Origin of the sequence: Arthrobacter sp. 9AX, from assembly GCF_902506095.1 — a bacterium.
In the GTDB taxonomy this organism is placed as follows: domain Bacteria; phylum Actinomycetota; class Actinomycetes; order Actinomycetales; family Micrococcaceae; genus Arthrobacter.
Genome location: NZ_LR733293.1, coordinates 2,706,869 through 2,724,206 on the forward strand (window position 1 = coordinate 2,706,869; position 17,338 = coordinate 2,724,206).

The 17,338-nt window shown below is 66.5% G+C and carries 21 protein-coding genes; 4 read left to right on the forward strand and 17 right to left on the reverse strand.

All coding sequences use genetic code 11. The features are described from left to right. Positions 1-76 precede the first annotated feature (76 nt). The 4 genes from BACI348_RS12480 to BACI348_RS12495 all read left to right on the forward strand — a co-directional run bounded on the left by BACI348_RS12480 (position 77) and on the right by BACI348_RS12495 (position 3,789). Positions 77-1,006 carry an ACP S-malonyltransferase gene (locus BACI348_RS12480; protein WP_159826250.1) on the forward strand — a complete coding sequence of 310 codons (930 nt, stop codon included), beginning with the start codon at positions 77-79 and terminating at the stop codon, positions 1,004-1,006. Continuing rightward, entirely contained in the window at positions 1,003-2,064 is a 1,062-nt protein-coding gene (locus BACI348_RS12485) for a beta-ketoacyl-ACP synthase III (protein ID WP_159826252.1), read from the forward strand. Before BACI348_RS12480 ends, BACI348_RS12485 begins: the two co-directional genes overlap by 4 nt. An 81-nt stretch (positions 2,065-2,145) precedes the next feature. After that, positions 2,146-2,391 (forward strand): acyl carrier protein, encoded by a 246-nt coding sequence (locus BACI348_RS12490; protein WP_009359314.1) that lies wholly within the window; start codon positions 2,146-2,148, stop codon positions 2,389-2,391. A gap of 162 nt (positions 2,392-2,553) precedes the next feature. After that, positions 2,554-3,789 (forward strand): beta-ketoacyl-[acyl-carrier-protein] synthase family protein, encoded by a 1,236-nt coding sequence (locus BACI348_RS12495; protein ID WP_159826254.1) that lies wholly within the window; start codon positions 2,554-2,556, stop codon positions 3,787-3,789. Positions 3,790-3,932: 143 nt separating this feature from the next. Here BACI348_RS12495 and BACI348_RS12500 read toward each other — a convergent pair whose 3' ends face one another. From BACI348_RS12500 to BACI348_RS12580, 17 genes are all read right to left on the reverse strand, one after another. Beyond that, a complete protein-coding gene (locus BACI348_RS12500) occupies positions 3,933-4,436 on the reverse strand; it encodes a DUF3145 domain-containing protein (protein WP_041652118.1) in 504 nt (167 codons plus the stop codon). A gap of 250 nt (positions 4,437-4,686) precedes the next feature. Further along, positions 4,687-5,613 (reverse strand): tyrosine recombinase XerC, encoded by a 927-nt coding sequence (locus BACI348_RS12505; protein WP_159826256.1) that lies wholly within the window; start codon positions 5,611-5,613, stop codon positions 4,687-4,689. 51 nt (positions 5,614-5,664) lie between these two features. After that, positions 5,665-6,864, reverse strand: coding sequence for a DNA-processing protein DprA (gene dprA / locus BACI348_RS12510; RefSeq protein WP_159826258.1), 1,200 nt, complete (start codon positions 6,862-6,864; stop codon positions 5,665-5,667). Beyond that, entirely contained in the window at positions 6,861-8,405 is a 1,545-nt protein-coding gene (locus BACI348_RS12515) for a YifB family Mg chelatase-like AAA ATPase (protein WP_159826260.1), read from the reverse strand. The genes dprA and BACI348_RS12515 overlap by 4 nt, the downstream gene beginning before the upstream one ends. Then, the gene (locus BACI348_RS12520) at positions 8,406-8,762 is read right to left on the reverse strand and encodes a YraN family protein (RefSeq protein WP_159826262.1); all 357 of its coding nucleotides are present in this window, start codon (positions 8,760-8,762) and stop codon (positions 8,406-8,408) included. Between the two features lie 123 nt (positions 8,763-8,885). Beyond that, positions 8,886-9,212, reverse strand: a complete 327-nt coding sequence (locus BACI348_RS12525; RefSeq protein ID WP_013601392.1) for a DUF2469 domain-containing protein — start codon at positions 9,210-9,212, stop codon at positions 8,886-8,888. An 88-nt stretch (positions 9,213-9,300) separates the two neighbouring features. Beyond that, positions 9,301-10,122 (reverse strand): ribonuclease HII, encoded by an 822-nt coding sequence (gene rnhB, locus BACI348_RS12530; protein ID WP_159826264.1) that lies wholly within the window; start codon positions 10,120-10,122, stop codon positions 9,301-9,303. A gap of 2 nt (positions 10,123-10,124) precedes the next feature. After that, positions 10,125-10,949 carry a signal peptidase I gene (gene lepB / locus BACI348_RS12535; RefSeq protein ID WP_159826266.1) on the reverse strand — a complete coding sequence of 275 codons (825 nt, stop codon included), beginning with the start codon at positions 10,947-10,949 and terminating at the stop codon, positions 10,125-10,127. Next, a complete protein-coding gene (gene lepB / locus BACI348_RS12540) occupies positions 10,950-11,627 on the reverse strand; it encodes a signal peptidase I (protein WP_159826268.1) in 678 nt (225 codons plus the stop codon). 84 nt (positions 11,628-11,711) lie between these two features. Beyond that, the gene (gene rplS / locus BACI348_RS12545; protein ID WP_050054723.1) at positions 11,712-12,071 is read right to left on the reverse strand and encodes a 50S ribosomal protein L19; all 360 of its coding nucleotides are present in this window, start codon (positions 12,069-12,071) and stop codon (positions 11,712-11,714) included. A gap of 264 nt (positions 12,072-12,335) precedes the next feature. After that, positions 12,336-13,148 carry a tRNA (guanosine(37)-N1)-methyltransferase TrmD gene (gene trmD, locus BACI348_RS12550; RefSeq protein WP_159826270.1) on the reverse strand — a complete coding sequence of 271 codons (813 nt, stop codon included), beginning with the start codon at positions 13,146-13,148 and terminating at the stop codon, positions 12,336-12,338. Then, entirely contained in the window at positions 13,149-13,694 is a 546-nt protein-coding gene (rimM, locus tag BACI348_RS12555; RefSeq protein WP_159826271.1) for a ribosome maturation factor RimM, read from the reverse strand. A 115-nt stretch (positions 13,695-13,809) separates the two neighbouring features. Further along, positions 13,810-14,052 (reverse strand): RNA-binding protein, encoded by a 243-nt coding sequence (locus BACI348_RS12560; protein ID WP_013601399.1) that lies wholly within the window; start codon positions 14,050-14,052, stop codon positions 13,810-13,812. A gap of 1 nt (position 14,053) precedes the next feature. Then, positions 14,054-14,470, reverse strand: a complete 417-nt coding sequence (rpsP, locus tag BACI348_RS12565; protein ID WP_159826272.1) for a 30S ribosomal protein S16 — start codon at positions 14,468-14,470, stop codon at positions 14,054-14,056. 198 nt (positions 14,471-14,668) lie between these two features. Then, positions 14,669-15,109: a hypothetical protein gene (locus BACI348_RS12570; protein ID WP_201298514.1), complete on the reverse strand. Its 441-nt coding sequence runs from the start codon at positions 15,107-15,109 to the stop codon at positions 14,669-14,671. 120 nt (positions 15,110-15,229) lie between these two features. Then, positions 15,230-16,105 carry a VOC family protein gene (locus BACI348_RS12575; RefSeq protein WP_159826274.1) on the reverse strand — a complete coding sequence of 292 codons (876 nt, stop codon included), beginning with the start codon at positions 16,103-16,105 and terminating at the stop codon, positions 15,230-15,232. A 105-nt stretch (positions 16,106-16,210) separates the two neighbouring features. Continuing rightward, on the reverse strand, positions 16,211-17,293 hold the full coding sequence (locus BACI348_RS12580) for an amidohydrolase family protein (protein WP_159826275.1): 1,083 nt from the start codon (positions 17,291-17,293) through the stop codon (positions 16,211-16,213). Positions 17,294-17,338: the final 45 nt, after the last annotated feature.

Sequence of the window (17,338 nt, forward strand, 5' to 3'; positions counted from 1 at the left end):
TTCCTACAACCTGACCCCGTGAGCTTGGTGCGGACAAACACCGCTCGATCACACAGTAATTTGGAAAGCTGGTTAAGTGCTTGCAATAGTCTGCCCTGGACAGGGCTCGCAAACCCCGGGTTTTCTGGCCCCTTGGCTGGAACTGCCCCCGGTGGCAGGCCAGCTGGCCGCGTTGAGCGACATCGCAGGCATTGACCTGATCGCCCATGGAACCACTTCGGACGAAGAAACCATCAAGGACACTGCGGTGGCGCAGCCCCTGATCGTTGCCGCCGGCCTGGTGGCCGCCGCGTCCCTCTTCGACGTCGAGCTGAACTCCCTGCCGGTGATCCTGGCCGGACACTCCGTCGGTGAAATCACGGCGTCGGCACTGGCCGGTGTCCTCACCGAGCAGGAAGCCATGACCTTTGTCCGCGAGCGTGCCAACAGCATGGCCGCCGCCGCGGCAGTCACTCCCACCGGCATGAGCGCCGTGGTGGGCGGGGACCCCGCGGAGGTCCTGACCGCCATCGAAGCAGCGGGCGCCACCCCCGCAAACGTCAACGGTGCGGGCCAGACGGTCGCCGCCGGGACGTTCGAACAGCTCAAGGCCCTCGCTGACAACCCGCCGGCCAAGGCACGCGTTATTCCGCTGAAAGTGGCCGGCGCCTTCCACACGAGCCACATGTCTCCGGCCGTCGCCACACTCAAGGCGCTGGAGCCGCAGCTGAAGCCGCAGGCCCCGAAGGTTCCCCTGCTGTCGAATTACGACGGCGGGGAGGTCACCGACGGCGGTGCCGCCGTCGAAACCCTGATTGCCCAGGTGTCCCGCCCGGTCCGCTGGGACCTCTGCATGGAGTCCCTCCTCCAGCGGGGCGTCACCGGCGTCATAGAACTGGCTCCCGCAGGCACCCTTGCCGGCCTGGCCAAGCGGGGCATGCCGGGCGTCAAGACCGTAGCGGTCAAGACCCCCGATGACCTTTCCGCCGCCCTGGCGCTTTTCGCAGAACTGGAGGGCAACGCATGAGCGTCCCCACGCTGAAGCAGGCTCCCCTTCAGGAGCACACCCGGATCCTTGGTCTGGGGGCGTACCGTCCTGACGTGATCGTCACCAACGAGGACGTCTGCCAGTGGATCGACTCCTCGGATGAATGGATCCGGCAGCGCACCGGCATCGTCACCCGCCACCGTGCACCCGCCGATGTCAGCGTCATCGACATGGCTGAGGGCGCGGCCCGCGAGGCGATGGAGAAGGCTGGGATTGAAGCCTCCGACCTGGGTGCCGTCATCGTCTCCACTGTCACCCATCCCTACGCGACGCCGTCGGCCGCTGCAAGCCTCGCGGACCGCCTCGGCGCCACCCCGGCACCTGCCTTTGATATCTCCGCCGCCTGCGCCGGATACTGCTACGGCATCGCCCAGGGTGACGCGCTGGTCCGCTCGGGAACCGCCAAGTACGTTCTGGTGGTGGGTGCCGAGAAGCTCTCGGACGTCATCGACAACCGTGAACGCACTATTTCCTTCCTGCTCGGGGACGGTGCCGGCGCCGTCGTCATCGGCCCTTCCGATACCCCCGGAATCGCGCCCTCAGTGTGGGGCTCGGACGGAAGCAAGTGGGACGCCATCGGCATGACACGGTCCATGCTGGATGTACGCGACCTCGGCATGGCTGCCCGGCAGTCCGACTCCACCGGTGACCTTGCCCTGCTCGAAGAAGCACAGGAGCTCTACCCCACGCTTCGCCAGGACGGCCAGACGGTGTTCCGGTGGGCTGTCTGGGAGATGGCGAAAGTGGCCCAGCAGGCCCTGGACGCGGCCGGTGTGGAGGCCGAGGACCTGGTGGCGTTTATCCCCCACCAGGCCAACATGCGCATCATCGACGAGATGGTGAAGAAACTGAAGCTGCCCGAGACAGTTACAGTGGCACGGGATATCGCCGACGCAGGAAACACCTCTGCGGCGTCCATCCCGCTGGCTACCCACCGCCTGCTGGCGGAAAATCCGGAGCTGAGCGGCGGGTTGGCCCTGCAGATCGGGTTCGGCGCCGGGCTGGTCTTCGGCGCCCAGGTAGTTGTCCTTCCCTAGAAGCGCCCCCAACAGGCCGCAACCGCGTCCTGAACCATTTCCGGCATCCTCTGCCGGCAATACAAGAAAAGGAGCCATCACATGGCTAGCAACGAAGAGATCCTGGCCGGCCTGGCTGAAATCGTCAACGAAGAAACCGGCCTGGCCCCCGAGGCTGTGGAGCTGGACAAGTCCTTCACCGAGGACCTGGACATCGACTCCATCTCCATGATGACCATCGTGGTCAACGCTGAAGAGAAGTTCGGCGTGCGCATCCCCGACGAAGAGGTCAAGAACCTCAAGACCGTCGGCGACGCCGTCAGCTTCATCGCTGGAGCCCAGGCCTAGCCACAGGCTTTCGCCGTAACTACGGCCTGGCGGGCTGCCGGTCCCGGATGACCGGACCGGCAGCCCGCCGCTTTTTCCGGCACCCTGCGCGCGCAGGTGGGCCGACTATCAAAACGCGGGACCCTCCGGCAGACGGATTCCCACCGACGAAAGAGTGATCCCATGACACGCAAAGTAGTCATTACCGGTCTGGGTGCCACCACACCCATCGGCGGCGATGTACCCACGATGTGGAACAACGCGCTCAAGGGGGTCTCCGGTGCCCGCACCCTGGAGGACGACTGGGTAGCCAAGTACGAACTTCCTGTCCACTTCGCAGCCCGCTGCAGCACTCCTGCCCTGGAAGTGCTCAGCCGTGTTGAGGCCAAGCGGATGGACCCTTCCACCCAGTTCGGCGTCATTGCCGCCCGCGAAGCCTGGGCCGACTCCGGCATCACAGAATTCGACAAGGACCGCCTGGCAGTGGCCTTCGCCACCGGGATCGGCGGAGTGTGGACCCTGCTGGACGCCTGGGACACGCTGAAGGAAAAGGGCCCCCGCCGCGTCCTGCCCATGACTGTACCCATGCTGATGCCCAACGGTGTTGCCGCCGCCGTCAGCCTGGACCTCGGCGCCCGCGCCGGTGCCCACACCCCCGTATCCGCCTGCGCATCCGGCACCGAAGCCCTGCACCTGGGCCTGGAACTGATCCGCTCCGGCAAGGCGGACGTGGTGATGTGTGGCGGCGCCGAAGCCGCCATCCACCCGATGCCGCTTGCCGCATTCGCCTCCATGCAGGCATTGTCCCGCCGAAATGACGATCCCCAGGGCGCCTCGCGCCCTTATGACACCGCACGCGACGGCTTTGTGATGGGCGAGGGCGCAGGCGCCCTGGTCCTCGAAGCCGAAGAGCACGCCCTCGCCCGTGGTGCCCGCATTTACGGTGAACTCGCCGGCACTTCCGTCACGGCCGACGCCTACCACATCACCGCCCCGGACCCCGAAGGCCTGGGCGCCACCCGGGCGCTCAAGGCAGCGATGTTCGATGGCCGGGTCCAGGCCGAGGACGTGGTGCACGTGAACGCACACGCCACCTCCACCCCGGTGGGAGACAAGCCCGAATATACCGCGCTGCGCGCCGCCCTGGGCAGCCACGTGGACAACGTGGCGGTCTCTGCCACGAAGTCGCAGATGGGTCACCTGTTGGGTGCCTCCGGTGCTGTTGAGGCGGTGCTCACCGTGCTGGCCGTTTACGATCGCAAGGCGCCGCTGACGATCAACCTTGAGAACCAGGACCCGGAGATCCCGCTCGACGTGGTCACCTCCCCCAGGGACTTGCCCGCCGGCAGCATCGTGGCGCTGAGCAACTCCTTCGGCTTCGGCGGCCACAACGCAGTGGTGGCCGTCCGCAGCGTGTAGCAATTCGCCGGAGACTACCGTCGGACACCAAACAGGAGGCCCCGCCCGCAGGCGGGGCCTCCTGTTTTGCTATGGAGACTTCTTGGTGTGGCTTGCTGTGGCTTTACAGCAACGGCGGCAACTGGCCTTGCGTTGTGCGGCAGTTACCCCACTTGGTGCAGCCAGCGGACGGGAGCGCCTTCGGCAGCGTGCCGGAAGGGCTCGAGTTCCTCATCCCAGGCCTCGCCGAGTGCCAGGGAGAGTTCGTGGTAAACAGCCGCAGGATCGCCCGCACCGGATTCATAGGCGTAGCGGATCCTGTCCTCGGACACCATGATGTTGCCATGGACGTCCGTGACGGCGTGAAAGATGCCAAGCTCGGGGGTGTGGGACCAGCGCCCGCCGTCCACGCCCTGGCTTGGTTCCTCGGTGACCTCGTAGCGGAGGTGGGCCCACCCACGCAGCGACGAGGCAAGCTTCGATCCTGTCCCGGGGGCACCGGTCCAGGACAGCTCCGCCCGGAACATTCCGGGCGCGGCCGGCTGAGGGGTCCACTCAAGATCCGTCCGTTTGTCAACGACGGAGCCGATGGCCCACTCAACGTGCGGGCACAAAGCAGTCGGGGCTGAGTGAACAAACAGCACACCGCGGGTCATTGCAACAGACATTCCATCCTCCATAGCTCTAGGTACGTCTTCCCCAACGACCTCTGCCTGGATGGAACTGCTGTGCCGTGCACTGCGGGCCTGTTTCCCTGCCTCAATATTCAGTTCAGATTAAGCGGTGTCCGGTACTTGCTGGTCCGCGGGAAGCCATGGAGCTTCAAGCGGGACTTGAAAGTTGCCGGACGTGACTCTTATTGTGCCGTACGCCGCGTAATTACGCCAGTGCGATTCCTGTGTGGTCCTCTTGGTCCGGTCACGCCCTGGGGTGTGCCTGCTGGTAGCTTTTCCGCAGCCGGTCCACGGAGACGTGGGTGTAGATCTGCGTGGTGGCCAGGCTGCTGTGCCCCAGGATCTCCTGGACGGCCCGCAGGTCGGCGCCGCCGTCCAGCAGGTGGGTTGCTGCCGAGTGCCGGAGAGCGTGCGGGCCCGAGGCCGAAGTGTCCCCCAGCGCTTCGAACAGTGTGTTGACCAGGGACCGGACCTGGCGCTGGTCCACCCGGCCGCCGCGCGGGCCCAGGAACAGGGCCGGACCGCTGTTGTCTTTGGCGAACTTGGGCCTGCCCCGCCGGAGCCAGTCGTCCAGCGCAAGCGCAGCGGGGACGCCATAAGGGACGGTGCGTTCCTTGTTGCCTTTTCCAAGGACCCGCAGAGTGCGCCGGTCCGGGTCGAGGTCGTCGATATCGAGCCCGGTGAGCTCGCCGACGCGGACACCCGTGGCGTAGAGTAGTTCCACGATGGCCCGGTTGCGCACGGGCAGGGGCCCGCCGTCCGCGGCATCTGCCTCCAGCCCGGCCAGGAGCCGGGTGAGCTGCTGGGACTGCAGGACGCCGGGCAGGGACTGATCGCTCTTTGGTGCCTTGAGCCGCAAAGCAGGGTCCGCGGCGATGTGATCTTCCCTGAGGGCCCACCCCGTGAAGGCGCGGGCCGTGGCGGCCCGGCGTGCCAGGGTGGAGCGTGCGACGCCCGCTTGGCTCTGCACACCCAGCCAGCGCCGAAGGGTCCCGAGTTCCAGGTCTGCCAGGCGGGTTGCGCCTTCGGATGCGGCGTGGGACAGCAGGCTGCGCAGGTCTCCCTCATAAGCGCGCAGCGTATGCGGCGACAAGGCCCGTTCCCCCGAAAGGTATATCGAGAAGGCGGTCAGCGCCTGGCTGAGTTCCCGGGGCAATTCCTGCTTCTCCACCCTCCTACTGTCTCAGGCGTTGCCTCCGATCCCCCGCCTGACACGGTCCCGTCAGGCGTGGTCTTTGCCGCGTTTCCAGCCGCCCCGTTCCGAGACCGCCAGCCCAAGGAGCCCCAGCCGGCCCAGTCCTGCCCGCACTGATTCCGGCCCGAGGCCTGCCACGGTACACAGCTTCTCCACGGACGTGGTGGACCTCAGGGGCAGCGCATCCAGGAGGATCAGGTCCTCCAGGGTGAGCCCGTCCTGGACTTGGGATGCGCCCTGGCGGAGCTCGGGAAGGCCCGCCCCGCTTGGCCCGGCCAGCTCGGCGACTTCTGCTGCGTCGGTGACACAGACAGCACCGCCGTCCCGAAGGAGCCGGTGGCAGCCTGCAGAGTTGGCGCTGTGGACCGATCCGGGAACGGCGCCCACTGCCCTGCCGAGCGTCTCTGCGTGGTGGGCGGTGTTTAATGCCCCGGACCGCCACCTCGCCTCCACGACGACCGTCACCCCGGACATGGCGGCGATGAGCCTGTTCCGTTGCAGGAACCGGTAACGGGTAGGTGCAGACCCCGGAGGAACTTCCGCGATGACGGCACCCTGGTTGCAGACGGCGCGCAGCAGGTCTTCGTTTCCGGAAGGGTAGAACCGGTCCACACCTCCGGCCATGACCGCGATGGTGGGCATCGCGGCCGAAGCCCCGGCAAGCGCAGCGCGATGCGCGTGTGCATCGATGCCGTACGCGCCGCCGGACACAATGGTCAGGCCCCGTTGCGCCAACGAATAGGCGATGTCTCCCGTTACCGATGCGCCGTAGCTGGTGCTGTCCCGCGACCCGACGAGGGCGATGCACTTGTCCGCGCCGGGAAGAGGTTGTTCCTGTCCCCGCCACCAGAGGCAGATGGGTTCCTGGATCCCCAGGTCGGCGAGCTGGGCCGGCCACAGGTCGTCGCAGGGGATGATGAGCCTGCCGCCGAGCCTCGCCATCGTGGCTAGGTCCCGCTCCGGGGCCAGGTCCGGAATCCGGGGCTGCCAGCGCTTGAGGGAGGAGGCCATTCCGGACCACGTGCTGGCGGAGCCGCTGTCCATGAGGAGCGAGGTGATCCCGCGTTCCAGGTCAGGTCCGGCAGCAACCTGCCCGGTGGCGATCCGTAGCGCATCCACGGCGCCGCAGATTTGCACCAATGCGAGGCCGGCGGCGTCCTGGGGCTCCATCAGCCGGGCGAGTGCGGCGCGGGACAGTCTTTCTGCGTCGACCTTTGGCTCCCTCATGCCGCCACCGCCGCGGCCTGCCGCAACCCCAGCGCCTGGCCGATATCGTTGGTGTCCGGCCGTTCCCGGTGCCCGAGATCCGCCATGGTCCAGGCCAGCCGAGGTACCCGGTCATAGCCGCGGGCGGTGAGGACCCCGCGTTCCAGGGAATGGTCGAGGATGCGGGTGGATGCCGGTGGAAGCCGCAGCTCTCCGCGCAATACCCGCCCGGGTACCTGTGCATTCGTTTCCAGTCCGAAGGGCTCCAGCCGTTCACGCTGCCGGCTGCGTGCGTCGCACACCCGTGCGGCAACGGAGGCCGTGTCCTCCTCGGCGCCACCCTGGCCGAACTCCGCGAGGGAAACCCGCTCCACCTGGAGCTGGATGTCCACCCGGTCCAGCAGCGGGCCCGACATCCTGGCCAGGTACCGCCGCCGCATCATCGGTGTGCAGGTGCAGTCCAGCCCCTTCCCGGACGCCTTGCCGCAGGGGCAGGGGTTGGCTGCCAGGACCAGCTGGAACCGGGCAGGGTAGGCGGCGGTGCCCGCGGACCGGTGAATCACCAGTTCGCCGCTCTCCAGCGGCTGGCGCAGGGCGTCAAGGACGCGGCGCTCATACTCGGGTGCCTCGTCGAGGAACAGCACGCCGCGGTGCGCGCGGGAGGCCGCCCCCGGCCTCGGCAGGCCCGAGCCGCCTCCGATGATGGCGGCGGCGGTGGCCGAATGGTGCGGGCTTTCAAAGGGCGGCCGGCGCAGCAGCTGGGCTGAGGAAGACGGCAGGCTGCACAACGAATGGATGGCGGTGACCTCCATGGCTTCGTGGTCGGCGAGGTCCGGCAACAGGCCGGGGAGCCGCTCGGCCAGCATGGTCTTACCTGCGCCCGGCGGACCCATGAGGAGGAGGTGGTGGGCGCCCGCGGCTGCCACCTCAAGGGCCCGGCGTGCATCGCCCTGGCCGGAAACGTCAGCCATGTCAGGGAAAATCCCGCCGTCCTCCTGCTCATCGGCCGGAAGGTGGGGATCCTCCGGTTCAAAATCCAGGGCAAGCTCCTGCGGGTCCGCCCCAAAGTCCAGGGCAAGGCGGGCCAGGGTGCGGTAACCCCTGACTTTCGCGCCGGGAACCAGGGCAGCCTCAGCAAGGTTGGCCTGGGCCACTACAATGTCCGGGTAGCCGGCCTGTACGGACGCCATCACGGCCGGCAGGATACCGCGGACCGGGCGCAGCCTGCCGTCGAGCCCCAGCTCCGCGATGAAAACGGTCTTGCCGGTTTGCTTGATGTCATTCGCCGCACGGAGCACGGCCATGGTGACGGCCAGGTCGAAACCCGAACCCCGTTTGGGCAGCGATGCCGGGATGAGGTTGGCAGTAATCTTCCGGCGACTCAGCGGAATCCCGGAGTTCTTCGCCGCCGACCGGATACGCTCCTTGGCCTCATTCAACGAGGCGTCCGGCAACCCCAGGAGGATAAAGGCAGGAAGCGTTTGGCCGATGTCCGCCTCGACCTCCACGATGTAGCCGTTCAGCCCCACCAGGGCGATGGAATAGGTCCTGCCCAGGGCCATTCACCCCACCCCCTTGAGGTGCTCCACCAACGGTTCGCCGCCGCCGTCGTCTACTACGGCGATGACGTCCACCCGCCGCAGCGGCATCCGCAGCTCACGGTCGCGGCACCAGGCAGAGCCGAGCCGGTGCAGGCGGGCGAGCTTCTGCGGGCCCACGGCCTCAAAGGGGTGGCCGTAGTCCAGGGACCGGCGGGTCTTCACCTCGGCAATGACCAGGGCATCGCCGTCCAGGGCCACGATGTCGATTTCGCCCTCGGTGCAGCGCCAGTTGCGCTCCACCACCAGCATTCCAAGGGACTCAAGATAGCCGGCGGCGAGGTCCTCGCCGCGGCGGCCCAACAGGTCTTTCGATTTCATTTCTACCTCCGCAACCAGCCTGCGGCCGCGGGGTTGCGGAGGTAAGGGAGCCCAACCCGTATGTGCACAAATCAGCGGCCGACCGGAAATGTGGAGGACCAGTCGCCGGCAGCCCGCCAGGTACTACTGGCCGAGGTCAACGTCCTTCGGCAGGGCCAGTTCCTCGTTGCGGGGCAGCTCTTCCACGTTGACGTCCTTGAAGGTCAGGACCCGGACACTCTTGACGAACCGCGCCGAGCGGTAGACGTCCCACACCCAGGCGTCCTGCAGGGTCAGGTCGAAGTAGACTTCGCCGTCAGCGCTGCGGGCCTGCAGGTCCACGTGGTTGGCCAGGTAGAAACGCCGTTCGGTCTCGACAACGTAGCTGAACAATCCGACGACGTCGCGGTATTCACGATAGAGCTGCAGCTCCATGTCGGTTTCATAGTTTTCAAGATCCTCAGCACTCATGCTTCCATCTTGCACCATGTCCGGCGCAACTGGCGCCGCGGACCTGGCACGGAGCCGTGTTGGCCATGGACCCCGTCGCGGCCGCGGCTTAGTCCTGCACTGAGGGGGCGTCGTCCCTGTCCGCGTCATCGGGAACGATGTCCACTCCGCCGTCCAGCAGCTCCCCGCCGAGCAGGCGCCAGCTCACCCGGTGGTAAGGGGTTGGCCCCGCCGCACGAAGGACGTCCCGGTGCAGCACAGTGGCGTAGCCCTTGTTGATGTCCCATCCGAAGTCCGGGTATTCGGCATGCAGTTCCCGCATTTTCCGGTCACGCTCCACCTTGGCGATCACACTTGCTGCGGCCACGCTGAGGCACTGCATATCGGCTTTGACCTTGGTGTGCACCGGGGCATCGCACACGGCTTCGGGTACCGGCTCGTCAAACAGGGACAACTGTTCTGCAGGGGACAGCCAGTTGTGGCTGCCGTCCAGGAGCACCATGTCCGGGATCACGCCACCGGCAAGAATCTCCTGCCATGCACGGGTCCCGGCCAGGCGCAGCGCGGCAATGATGCCCAGGGCGTCAATTTCCTCTGCTGACGCGTGGCCCACGGCAGATGCCACGCTCCACCGGCGGACCAGCGGGTCAAGCCGTTCCCGTTCAGCCGGGCTGAGGAGTTTGCTGTCCCGCACGCCGGCCAGTGGCCGCTGGCGCTCCAGGTCCACGACGGCGATGCCCACGCTGACGGGTCCGGCAAGGGCGCCTCGGCCCACCTCGTCCACGCCGGCGACGAGGCGCACGCCCTGGGCCTTGAAGGTCCGTTCGTGCCGCAGGGTGGGAGCCTTCGCAGGACGGGCCACCTTGGCGGCACCGGTCCGCCCCTTTACCGTGCCGGCCACTGCAGGGCCGGCTTTGACTGCAGGGGTCATGGTCAGGGTGCCGCCGGGACAGTCCGGAACACGTCCGGGTAGTTGTCCAATGTTGTGATCCGGTTCAGCGGCCAGGCGATGACGGCGGCTTTGCCTTCGAGGTCGGCGATGTCGATGAAGCCGCCGTCGGCGTCCATGTGGGCGCGGGAGTCGGCGGAGTGGTTCCGGTTATCGCCCATCACCCACACCTTGCCTTCGGGGACAGTGACATCGAAGTTGCGGACCTGCGGGACCTCTGCCGCGTTGATGTATTTTTCGTCGATGGCGGTCCCGTTAATGGTCAGTTTACCGCCGGCGTCACAGCAGACCACATGGTCCCCCGGCAGCCCGATGACCCTTTTGACGAGGTGCTGCTCGGAGTTGTCCGGCAGGAGGCCAACGAACGTCAGGCCGTCCTGCACCCAGGTGAAGGGCCCCTCACTCTTCTCGGGTGCCGGGGGCAACCAGCCCTTGGTGTCGCGGAACACCACAACGTCGCCACGGCTCAGTGCGAAGGGTTCGGGCACCAGGAGGTTAACGAAGATCCGGTCGTCAACATCCAGCGTGTTGACCATGGATTCGGAGGGGATGAAGAACGCCCGGAACAGGAAGGTCTTGATCAGGAACGAGAGCACGACGGCGATGACCACCACTGTGGCGATCTCCTTCAACCAGGCGAGCACCTGGCTGCCGCCGGCCTTTTCCTCCGCGGCTTTGGCTTCGGCCCGGCTGCCTGCGGCCGGGGCAGGCGTTTCGGGACCCGCGGCTGCCTCCGGCACAGCGTTGGCCGGGGAATCCGGGGCGCCGTCCGGACGCGGCTCGGGGGTCCGCGGGTGGTTCTCGGGCATCTACTGTCCGTTCTCTGTTGTGGGTCCTGCCGCTGCCGGCCGAGGTACTGCAGCAAATCTATCAAGCGGCCAGACGATCTGGACCGGCCTGCCGATCACCCTGTCCACTGGCACCATTCCCCCGCCCGGGGCGCCGAGCAGGCTCCGGGAGTCGGCGGACACGGAACGGTGGTCGCCCAGGAGCCACAAGCGCCCGGCCGGCACTTCGGCGCTGAACCTCTGGGTACTGGGCACATCGCCGGGAAACACGTAGGGTTCGTCCAGCGGCGCGCCGTTGACGGTGATTTTGCCACCGGAGTCGCAACAGACCACGGTGTCCCCGGGCAGACCGATGACGCGTTTTACGTACGTGGTGTCGCTGCCCGTGAGGCCGAGCCACTGGCTGATTCCCACGGCGGCATCCACAAACGGGCCTTTGCCGCTGTTGAGCGGCGCGAAGGTTCCCCGGCCGTCGAAGACCACGATGTCCCCGCGCCGGACGGGCCCCGCCTGGAAATCCGTGCGTGAGACGAGGATCCGGTCCCCGCCCTGGAGGACCGGTTCCATGGACTCGGACGGAATGTAATAGACGTCGAGCCAGAGTGAGCGGACCAGGCCGCTGACCGCGACCGCCAGCACCAGGGCCAGGAACACAAAACGCCAGCCCGTTTTTGGGGGCTGGCGTTTTGTCTGGTCCATTAGTCCGTATCCTGGGCGCTGGTGCATGGCTCCGGCGCTGGCCGGTTACGGCTGCGGCCCTGCCTCGGTAGGTCCGTAAAGGACTTACTTGGCGGTGCTGAAGTCGCGCTTTTCCTTGATCTTCGCAGCCTTACCGCGCAGTGCACGCATGTAGTAAAGCTTGGCGCGCCGGACGTCACCCTTGGTAACGACCTCGATCTTTTCGATGATCGGGGAGTGTACCGGGAAGGTACGCTCCACGCCTACACCGAAGGAAACCTTGCGGACGGTGAAGGTCTCGCGGACGCCTTCGCCCTGGCGGCCCAGGACGAAGCCCTGGAATACCTGGACACGGGTGTTCTTGCCTTCGATGATGTTCACGTGAACCTTGAGGGTGTCACCCGCGCGGAACGCCGGAACGTCGGTGCGCAGCGAGGCTGCATCTACGGAGTCGAGAATATGCATGATGTGCACTCCTGGTGAACGCCACAGGTCATTCACTTTGGGTCACGGCGGCCAAGCCCGGACGCTGTTGGGCGACCGGAGATTGCTGCCGAAAGTTTGGTGGTCCGGCCGCTTCACTGATTGACGTGGCCGGTTGCCTTAGCTGTTGGTTGCGCTCCCCCTGTGGCAGGTGCGGACCCAGCAGACACAAGGACTAATTTTGCCACAGTCCGCGGCGGACAGCCAATCCCGGGCAGCGTCGGCAGGCGGCGCAAGGGAAGCCGGTCAGTCCTGCTGCTCTTCCGGCCGCGCGGGGCGGGGCTGCAGGCGGCCGTTGACGACGACGTATCCCAGGTCCTGCAGGGCGGTGCGGTCGGCACGGGGCAGCTTTCCGGCGTCGAACGCTTCGAGCAGGTCGGGGCGGCGTTCCGCTGTCCGCCGGAACTGTTCGTGCCTGCGCCACTGGGCGATCTTTCCGTGGTTGCCGCTGAGCAGGACCGGCGGCACTTCCCGCTCGCGCCAGACGGAGGGCTTGGTGTAGACCGGGTACTCCAGCAGCCCGTCGGAGTGGGATTCCTCCACCAGCGACTCCGGGTTGCCCACCACGCCCGGCAGGAGCCTTCCAATAGCCTCAACCATGGCCAGGACCGCCACCTCGCCGCCGTTCAGGACATAATCCCCCAAGCTGACGGGTCGGACGGTGAAATGTTCATGGGCCCATTCGATGACCCGCTCGTCAATGCCCTCGTAGCGTCCGCAAGCGAAGGCGAGGTGCTTCTCTTCGGCCAATTCGTAGGCGAGGGCCTGGGTGAACCGCTCCCCCGCCGGCGACGGGACGATCAGGACGGGCTTGCCTGGGCCCTCCGGCCGTTTCTCCGCGATCGACGACAGGGCCTGCGCCCAGGGCTCGGCCTTCATCACCATGCCGGCACCGCCGCCGTAAGGCGTGTCATCGACCGTCCGGTGCCTGTCGGTGGTGAAGGCCCTGAGATCATGGACGTGCAGGTCCAGCAGCCCGTCCTGGCGGGCCTTTCCGATCAGGGAGAGTTCCAGGGGTGCCAGGTACTCGGGAAAGATGCTGACAACGTCGACCCGCATCTAGGCTTTGCTTTCCGGGCCGGCGCCGGCGTCCTGGTCCGAGTTCAGCTCGAACAGGCCGTCCGGCGGGGTGAGGAGCACAAACCCTTCCTCGATGTTGACCTCGGGCACGATCTGCTCAACGAAAGGAATGAGGATCTCCTCCCCGCCGGGGGTAGTGACCACCAGCAGGTCCTGGACGGGCATGGTGTTCAGCGCGGCGACCTTGCCCACTACCTGCGATCCCACCCGGGCCTCAAGCCCCACCAGCTCGTGCTCGTACCAGCCTTCGTCGTCATCTTCGTCCAGCTCTTCGGTCTCGATGAAGAGTTTCGCGCCACGGAGGGTTTCGGCGTCATTGCGGGTGGCGATCTCCTCGAAGCCCAGCAGGAGGATGTCCTTGTTCCAGCGGGCACTGCTGACGATCAGCGGGCCTGCGGAGGCCGGTTCGACCACAAATTCGGTGCCCGGCACAAACCGGTCCTCAGGTGCGTCGGTCAGGACCTGGACCGTTACTTCACCCCGGATGCCGTGGGGTTTTCCGATTCGTGCCACCTGAAGCTGCATGTGTTCCTCTGTTCCGATGTGTCTGTTCCGTGTGGAGCGCGGGTATCCGGTGAAAGCACTCCGGCCCCTCCACCATGGGTGGAGGGGCCGGAGCAAAGCTGATGTAGCCGAGCGCTCAGCGGCGGCGGTCTGTGTCGACGACGTCGACCCTTACCGGCTCGCCCCCGGCCAGGGCTGCCACAACGGTGCGCAGTGCGCGTGCCGTGCGGCCCTGGCGGCCGATCACCCTTCCGAGGTCGTCCTGGTGAACGCGCACCTCGAGGGTATCCCCGCGGCGGTTGCTCTTGGAGCTGACCTTGACGTCGTCCGGCGAATCAACGATTCCCCGGACCAGGTGTTCCAGCGCCTCTGCCAGCAATTTACTCAGCCTCGGTGGTCTCTGCTTCGGCCGGCGCCTCGGCTGCGTCAGACTTGGATGCCTTCTTGGTGATGGCTTCCGGGATGATCACAGAACCCTTTTCGGGAGCAACAAAGGCTGCCTTCTCGGACTTGGTCCGGAGGGTGCCTTCCTGGCCCGGCAGGCCCTTGAACTTCTGCCAGTCACCGGTGATCTTCAGGATCGCGGCAACCTGCTCGGACGGCTGGGCGCCGACGGACAGCCAGTACTGGGCACGCTCGGAGTTAACCTCGATGTATGAGGGCTCTTCGGTGGGGTGGTACTTGCCGATTTCCTCGATGGCGCGGCCGTCACGCTTGGTGCGTGAGTCTGCAACGACGATGCGGTAGTACGGTGCGCGCATTTTGCCAAAGCGCTTAAGGCGAATCTTTACGGCCACTTTTGTGGTCACTCCTGTTTCAGAAAAGGGGGTGAACCCGGCGTTCTGCACCCGTGGGGCGGGCCGTACTTGCGGGCTCGAAGGACAGGATCCGGACGCGGAGAGAGGGGCCACGCAGATCGAGTACCTGTTTATTGTGCCAGATGAGCGCCCGGATTTCGACTTGACACCCCGCCCCGTGCCCGCGAGGCACGAAGCTCAGGAAGTCCAGACGTACAGGCCGCTGCGTTCAGAGTCGTCAATTCCGCCGGCGAGTTCCGCCAGCTGCCGCACGTAGGCCCGTGCCTGGGCGGAATCGAAGGGCATGTCCTCCTGGGCCGCCCATTGTTCGGCGACGTCGTCCAGGACATTGCCTTCCCCTTCGATCTCGTAGGTCAGCAGGTCCGCGAGCGCACGGACCATGGCCGGTGGGACCGCCAGGAGCGAGTCGCTGGCCACGTCCACCATAGTCAGCTCGTAGTCCGCCCCGCCGGCGTGCACGGCAGTGCCGGCAAGGTCACCGAGCTGCTCAACTTCGAAGTCGCTGATGTCCGGGATGCGCACCGCCTGGGCGGCGGGCTGGCCGCTGCCCTGGTCCAATACACCGGCGCGCTTCAATGCGCCTGCATGGTCGGCAACAAAGATCTCGGTGAAGCCCATGGGAAGTGCCCTCATTCCGTCGACGGTACGGCCGCTCCTGCAAGCGGCGCCTGCCGCGCCGGCCGTTCGGCATCAGCCTAGTACACGGCCCGGCTTTCACACGGCGCCACGTGGCCAGGTTCAGCGGACGGCGACCCGGATGTTGTTCCGCCACGGATCCTCGAACCGCAGTTCCGCACCCGTATGGTGGGCCGGCACCGAGGCGACCTTCAGCCGGTCTGCCAGCGCACCGACGTCGTCCCCCGACGGCACCTCGATGAGCACCTCACCCAGGCCCAACGTGTCCTTGCGGGGGCCGGCACCCCGGCTGTTCCAGACGTTCATCGCCATGTGGTGGTGGTACCCGCCCGCGGAGACAAACAATGCCTGCCCATGCCAGCCGGCGGTCTTTTCAAAGCCGAGGATTCCGACATAGAAGTCGCGGGCAGACTGGACATCGCCCACCTGGAGGTGGACGTGCCCCACCCCCGCCACGGCTCCGCGCTGGCCTTCCAGGGATTCTTCGGTGAGGTGCTGCTCAAGGTACCTCTGCGGCGGCAGGGCGAGGCTGTCCATCACCACGTCGGTGCCGTTCCACGACCAGTTGCTCCGCGGGCGGTCCCAGTAGAGCTCAACACCGTTGCCTTCGGGATCGGTGAAGTAGAAGGCCTCGCTGACGAGGTGGTCCGCGCTGCCGGTGAACGAGCGCGGCTCGAACTGCGCGGCAGTGGCGATGGTGGCGGCGAGGTCTGTCTGGTTCTCAAACAGCAGTGCCGTATGGAAGAGTCCCGCTTCTCCCCTGCCGGGAAGATTCAGGCCGGGAGCCGGCGCGAGGTGGACCAGCGGCTTCCGGAGCCGGCCGAGGTAGAGCCCGCCGTCCTGTTCGGCAACAACGTCAAGCCCCAGGGCACGTTGGTAGTAATCGGTCATGACCTTCATGTCGCCCACCTTGAGCATCACGGTGCCCATGGTGAGGTCGGCAGGAAGAAGATCCTGGGTGGCGGCTTCTGCAGTCATTGAAAACTCCCGGTGCTGTGGCCCGTCGGGTTGGTGGGCCTGTCACTATTAAAATTACTTGAAGCTTCAATTTATTCCAAGTAGCAGTTTGGCGTTGTCCATCTCTCAGCGGACGAGGCGGCCGCCGAGCACCACGTGGTCCAGATCCCGCACCGTCTCCGGTATCTGCCGCGGGTCCTCCCGGCACACCACGACGTCGGCCCGGGAGCCTTCCTCAACCCCCTCGGCGCCCAGCCACTTCCGTGCGCCCCAGCACGCGGCGTCGAGGGCCGCGGTCATCGGCAGGCCGGCATGATGGAGGGCCAGGATTTCATCACCGATCCGTCCGTGCCTGATGACGCTGCCCGCGTCCGTGCCCGCGTAGATCCCTACCCCGGCTTCGAAGGCCTCCAGCACCCGCTCGGCGCGGCGTTCCCACAGCGCGCGCATATGTGCCGCGTACCGGGGGAACTTCGCGTCCGCCTGCGCGGCTATGTCAGGAAATGTGGCGATGTTGATGAGGGTGGGCACGATGGGAACATCCTGTTCCACGAACCGCGGCAGGTGGCGCGGCAGCAGGCCGGTGGCGTGCTCGATGCAGTCGATGTCCGCGTCCAGCATCTGGTCAAGGGTTTCCTCGGCGAAGCAGTGCGCAGTGATCCGGGCACCTTCGTCGTGCACTGCCTGGACCGCGTCCCTGACGACGGCGGCAGGGAACGACGGCGCCAGGTCACCGGCGTCGCGGTCGATCCAGTCCCCCACAAGTTTGACCCAGCCGTCGCCTTCGCGTGCTTGCTTCCGGACGGCTTCGACCAGCGCGTCGGGTTCCACCTCTTCGGCAAAGCCGCGAAGATAACGCCGTGTCCGGGCGACGTGTCTTCCGGCGCGGATCAGCAGCGGGGCGCCGCGGCTGCCCTGGAGGAAACGCGTATCCGCGGGCGAACCGGCATCCCTTGCCAGCAGCGTGCCGGCGGTCAGGTCCGTTCGTGCCTGTTCCTCCGCGGTGGCTTCATCCACGGCGCCTCCGGGGCCCAAGCCGATATGGCAGTGGGCGTCAACGAACCCCGGCAGCACCCAGCCCTCCAGGAACCTGTCCGGTTCCGCGGCCGGCCGGCGGAACGTCAGCCTGCCGTCCACGGACCATAGCCCGCGCTCCTCCGCGTCGGGGCCGGTCAGGACGGCGCCGTTGAACTGGATAATTTCTGCCATGGTTTGCCTCTTTCCCGCCCCGACAGGCTAGCACCGCCGAATGTG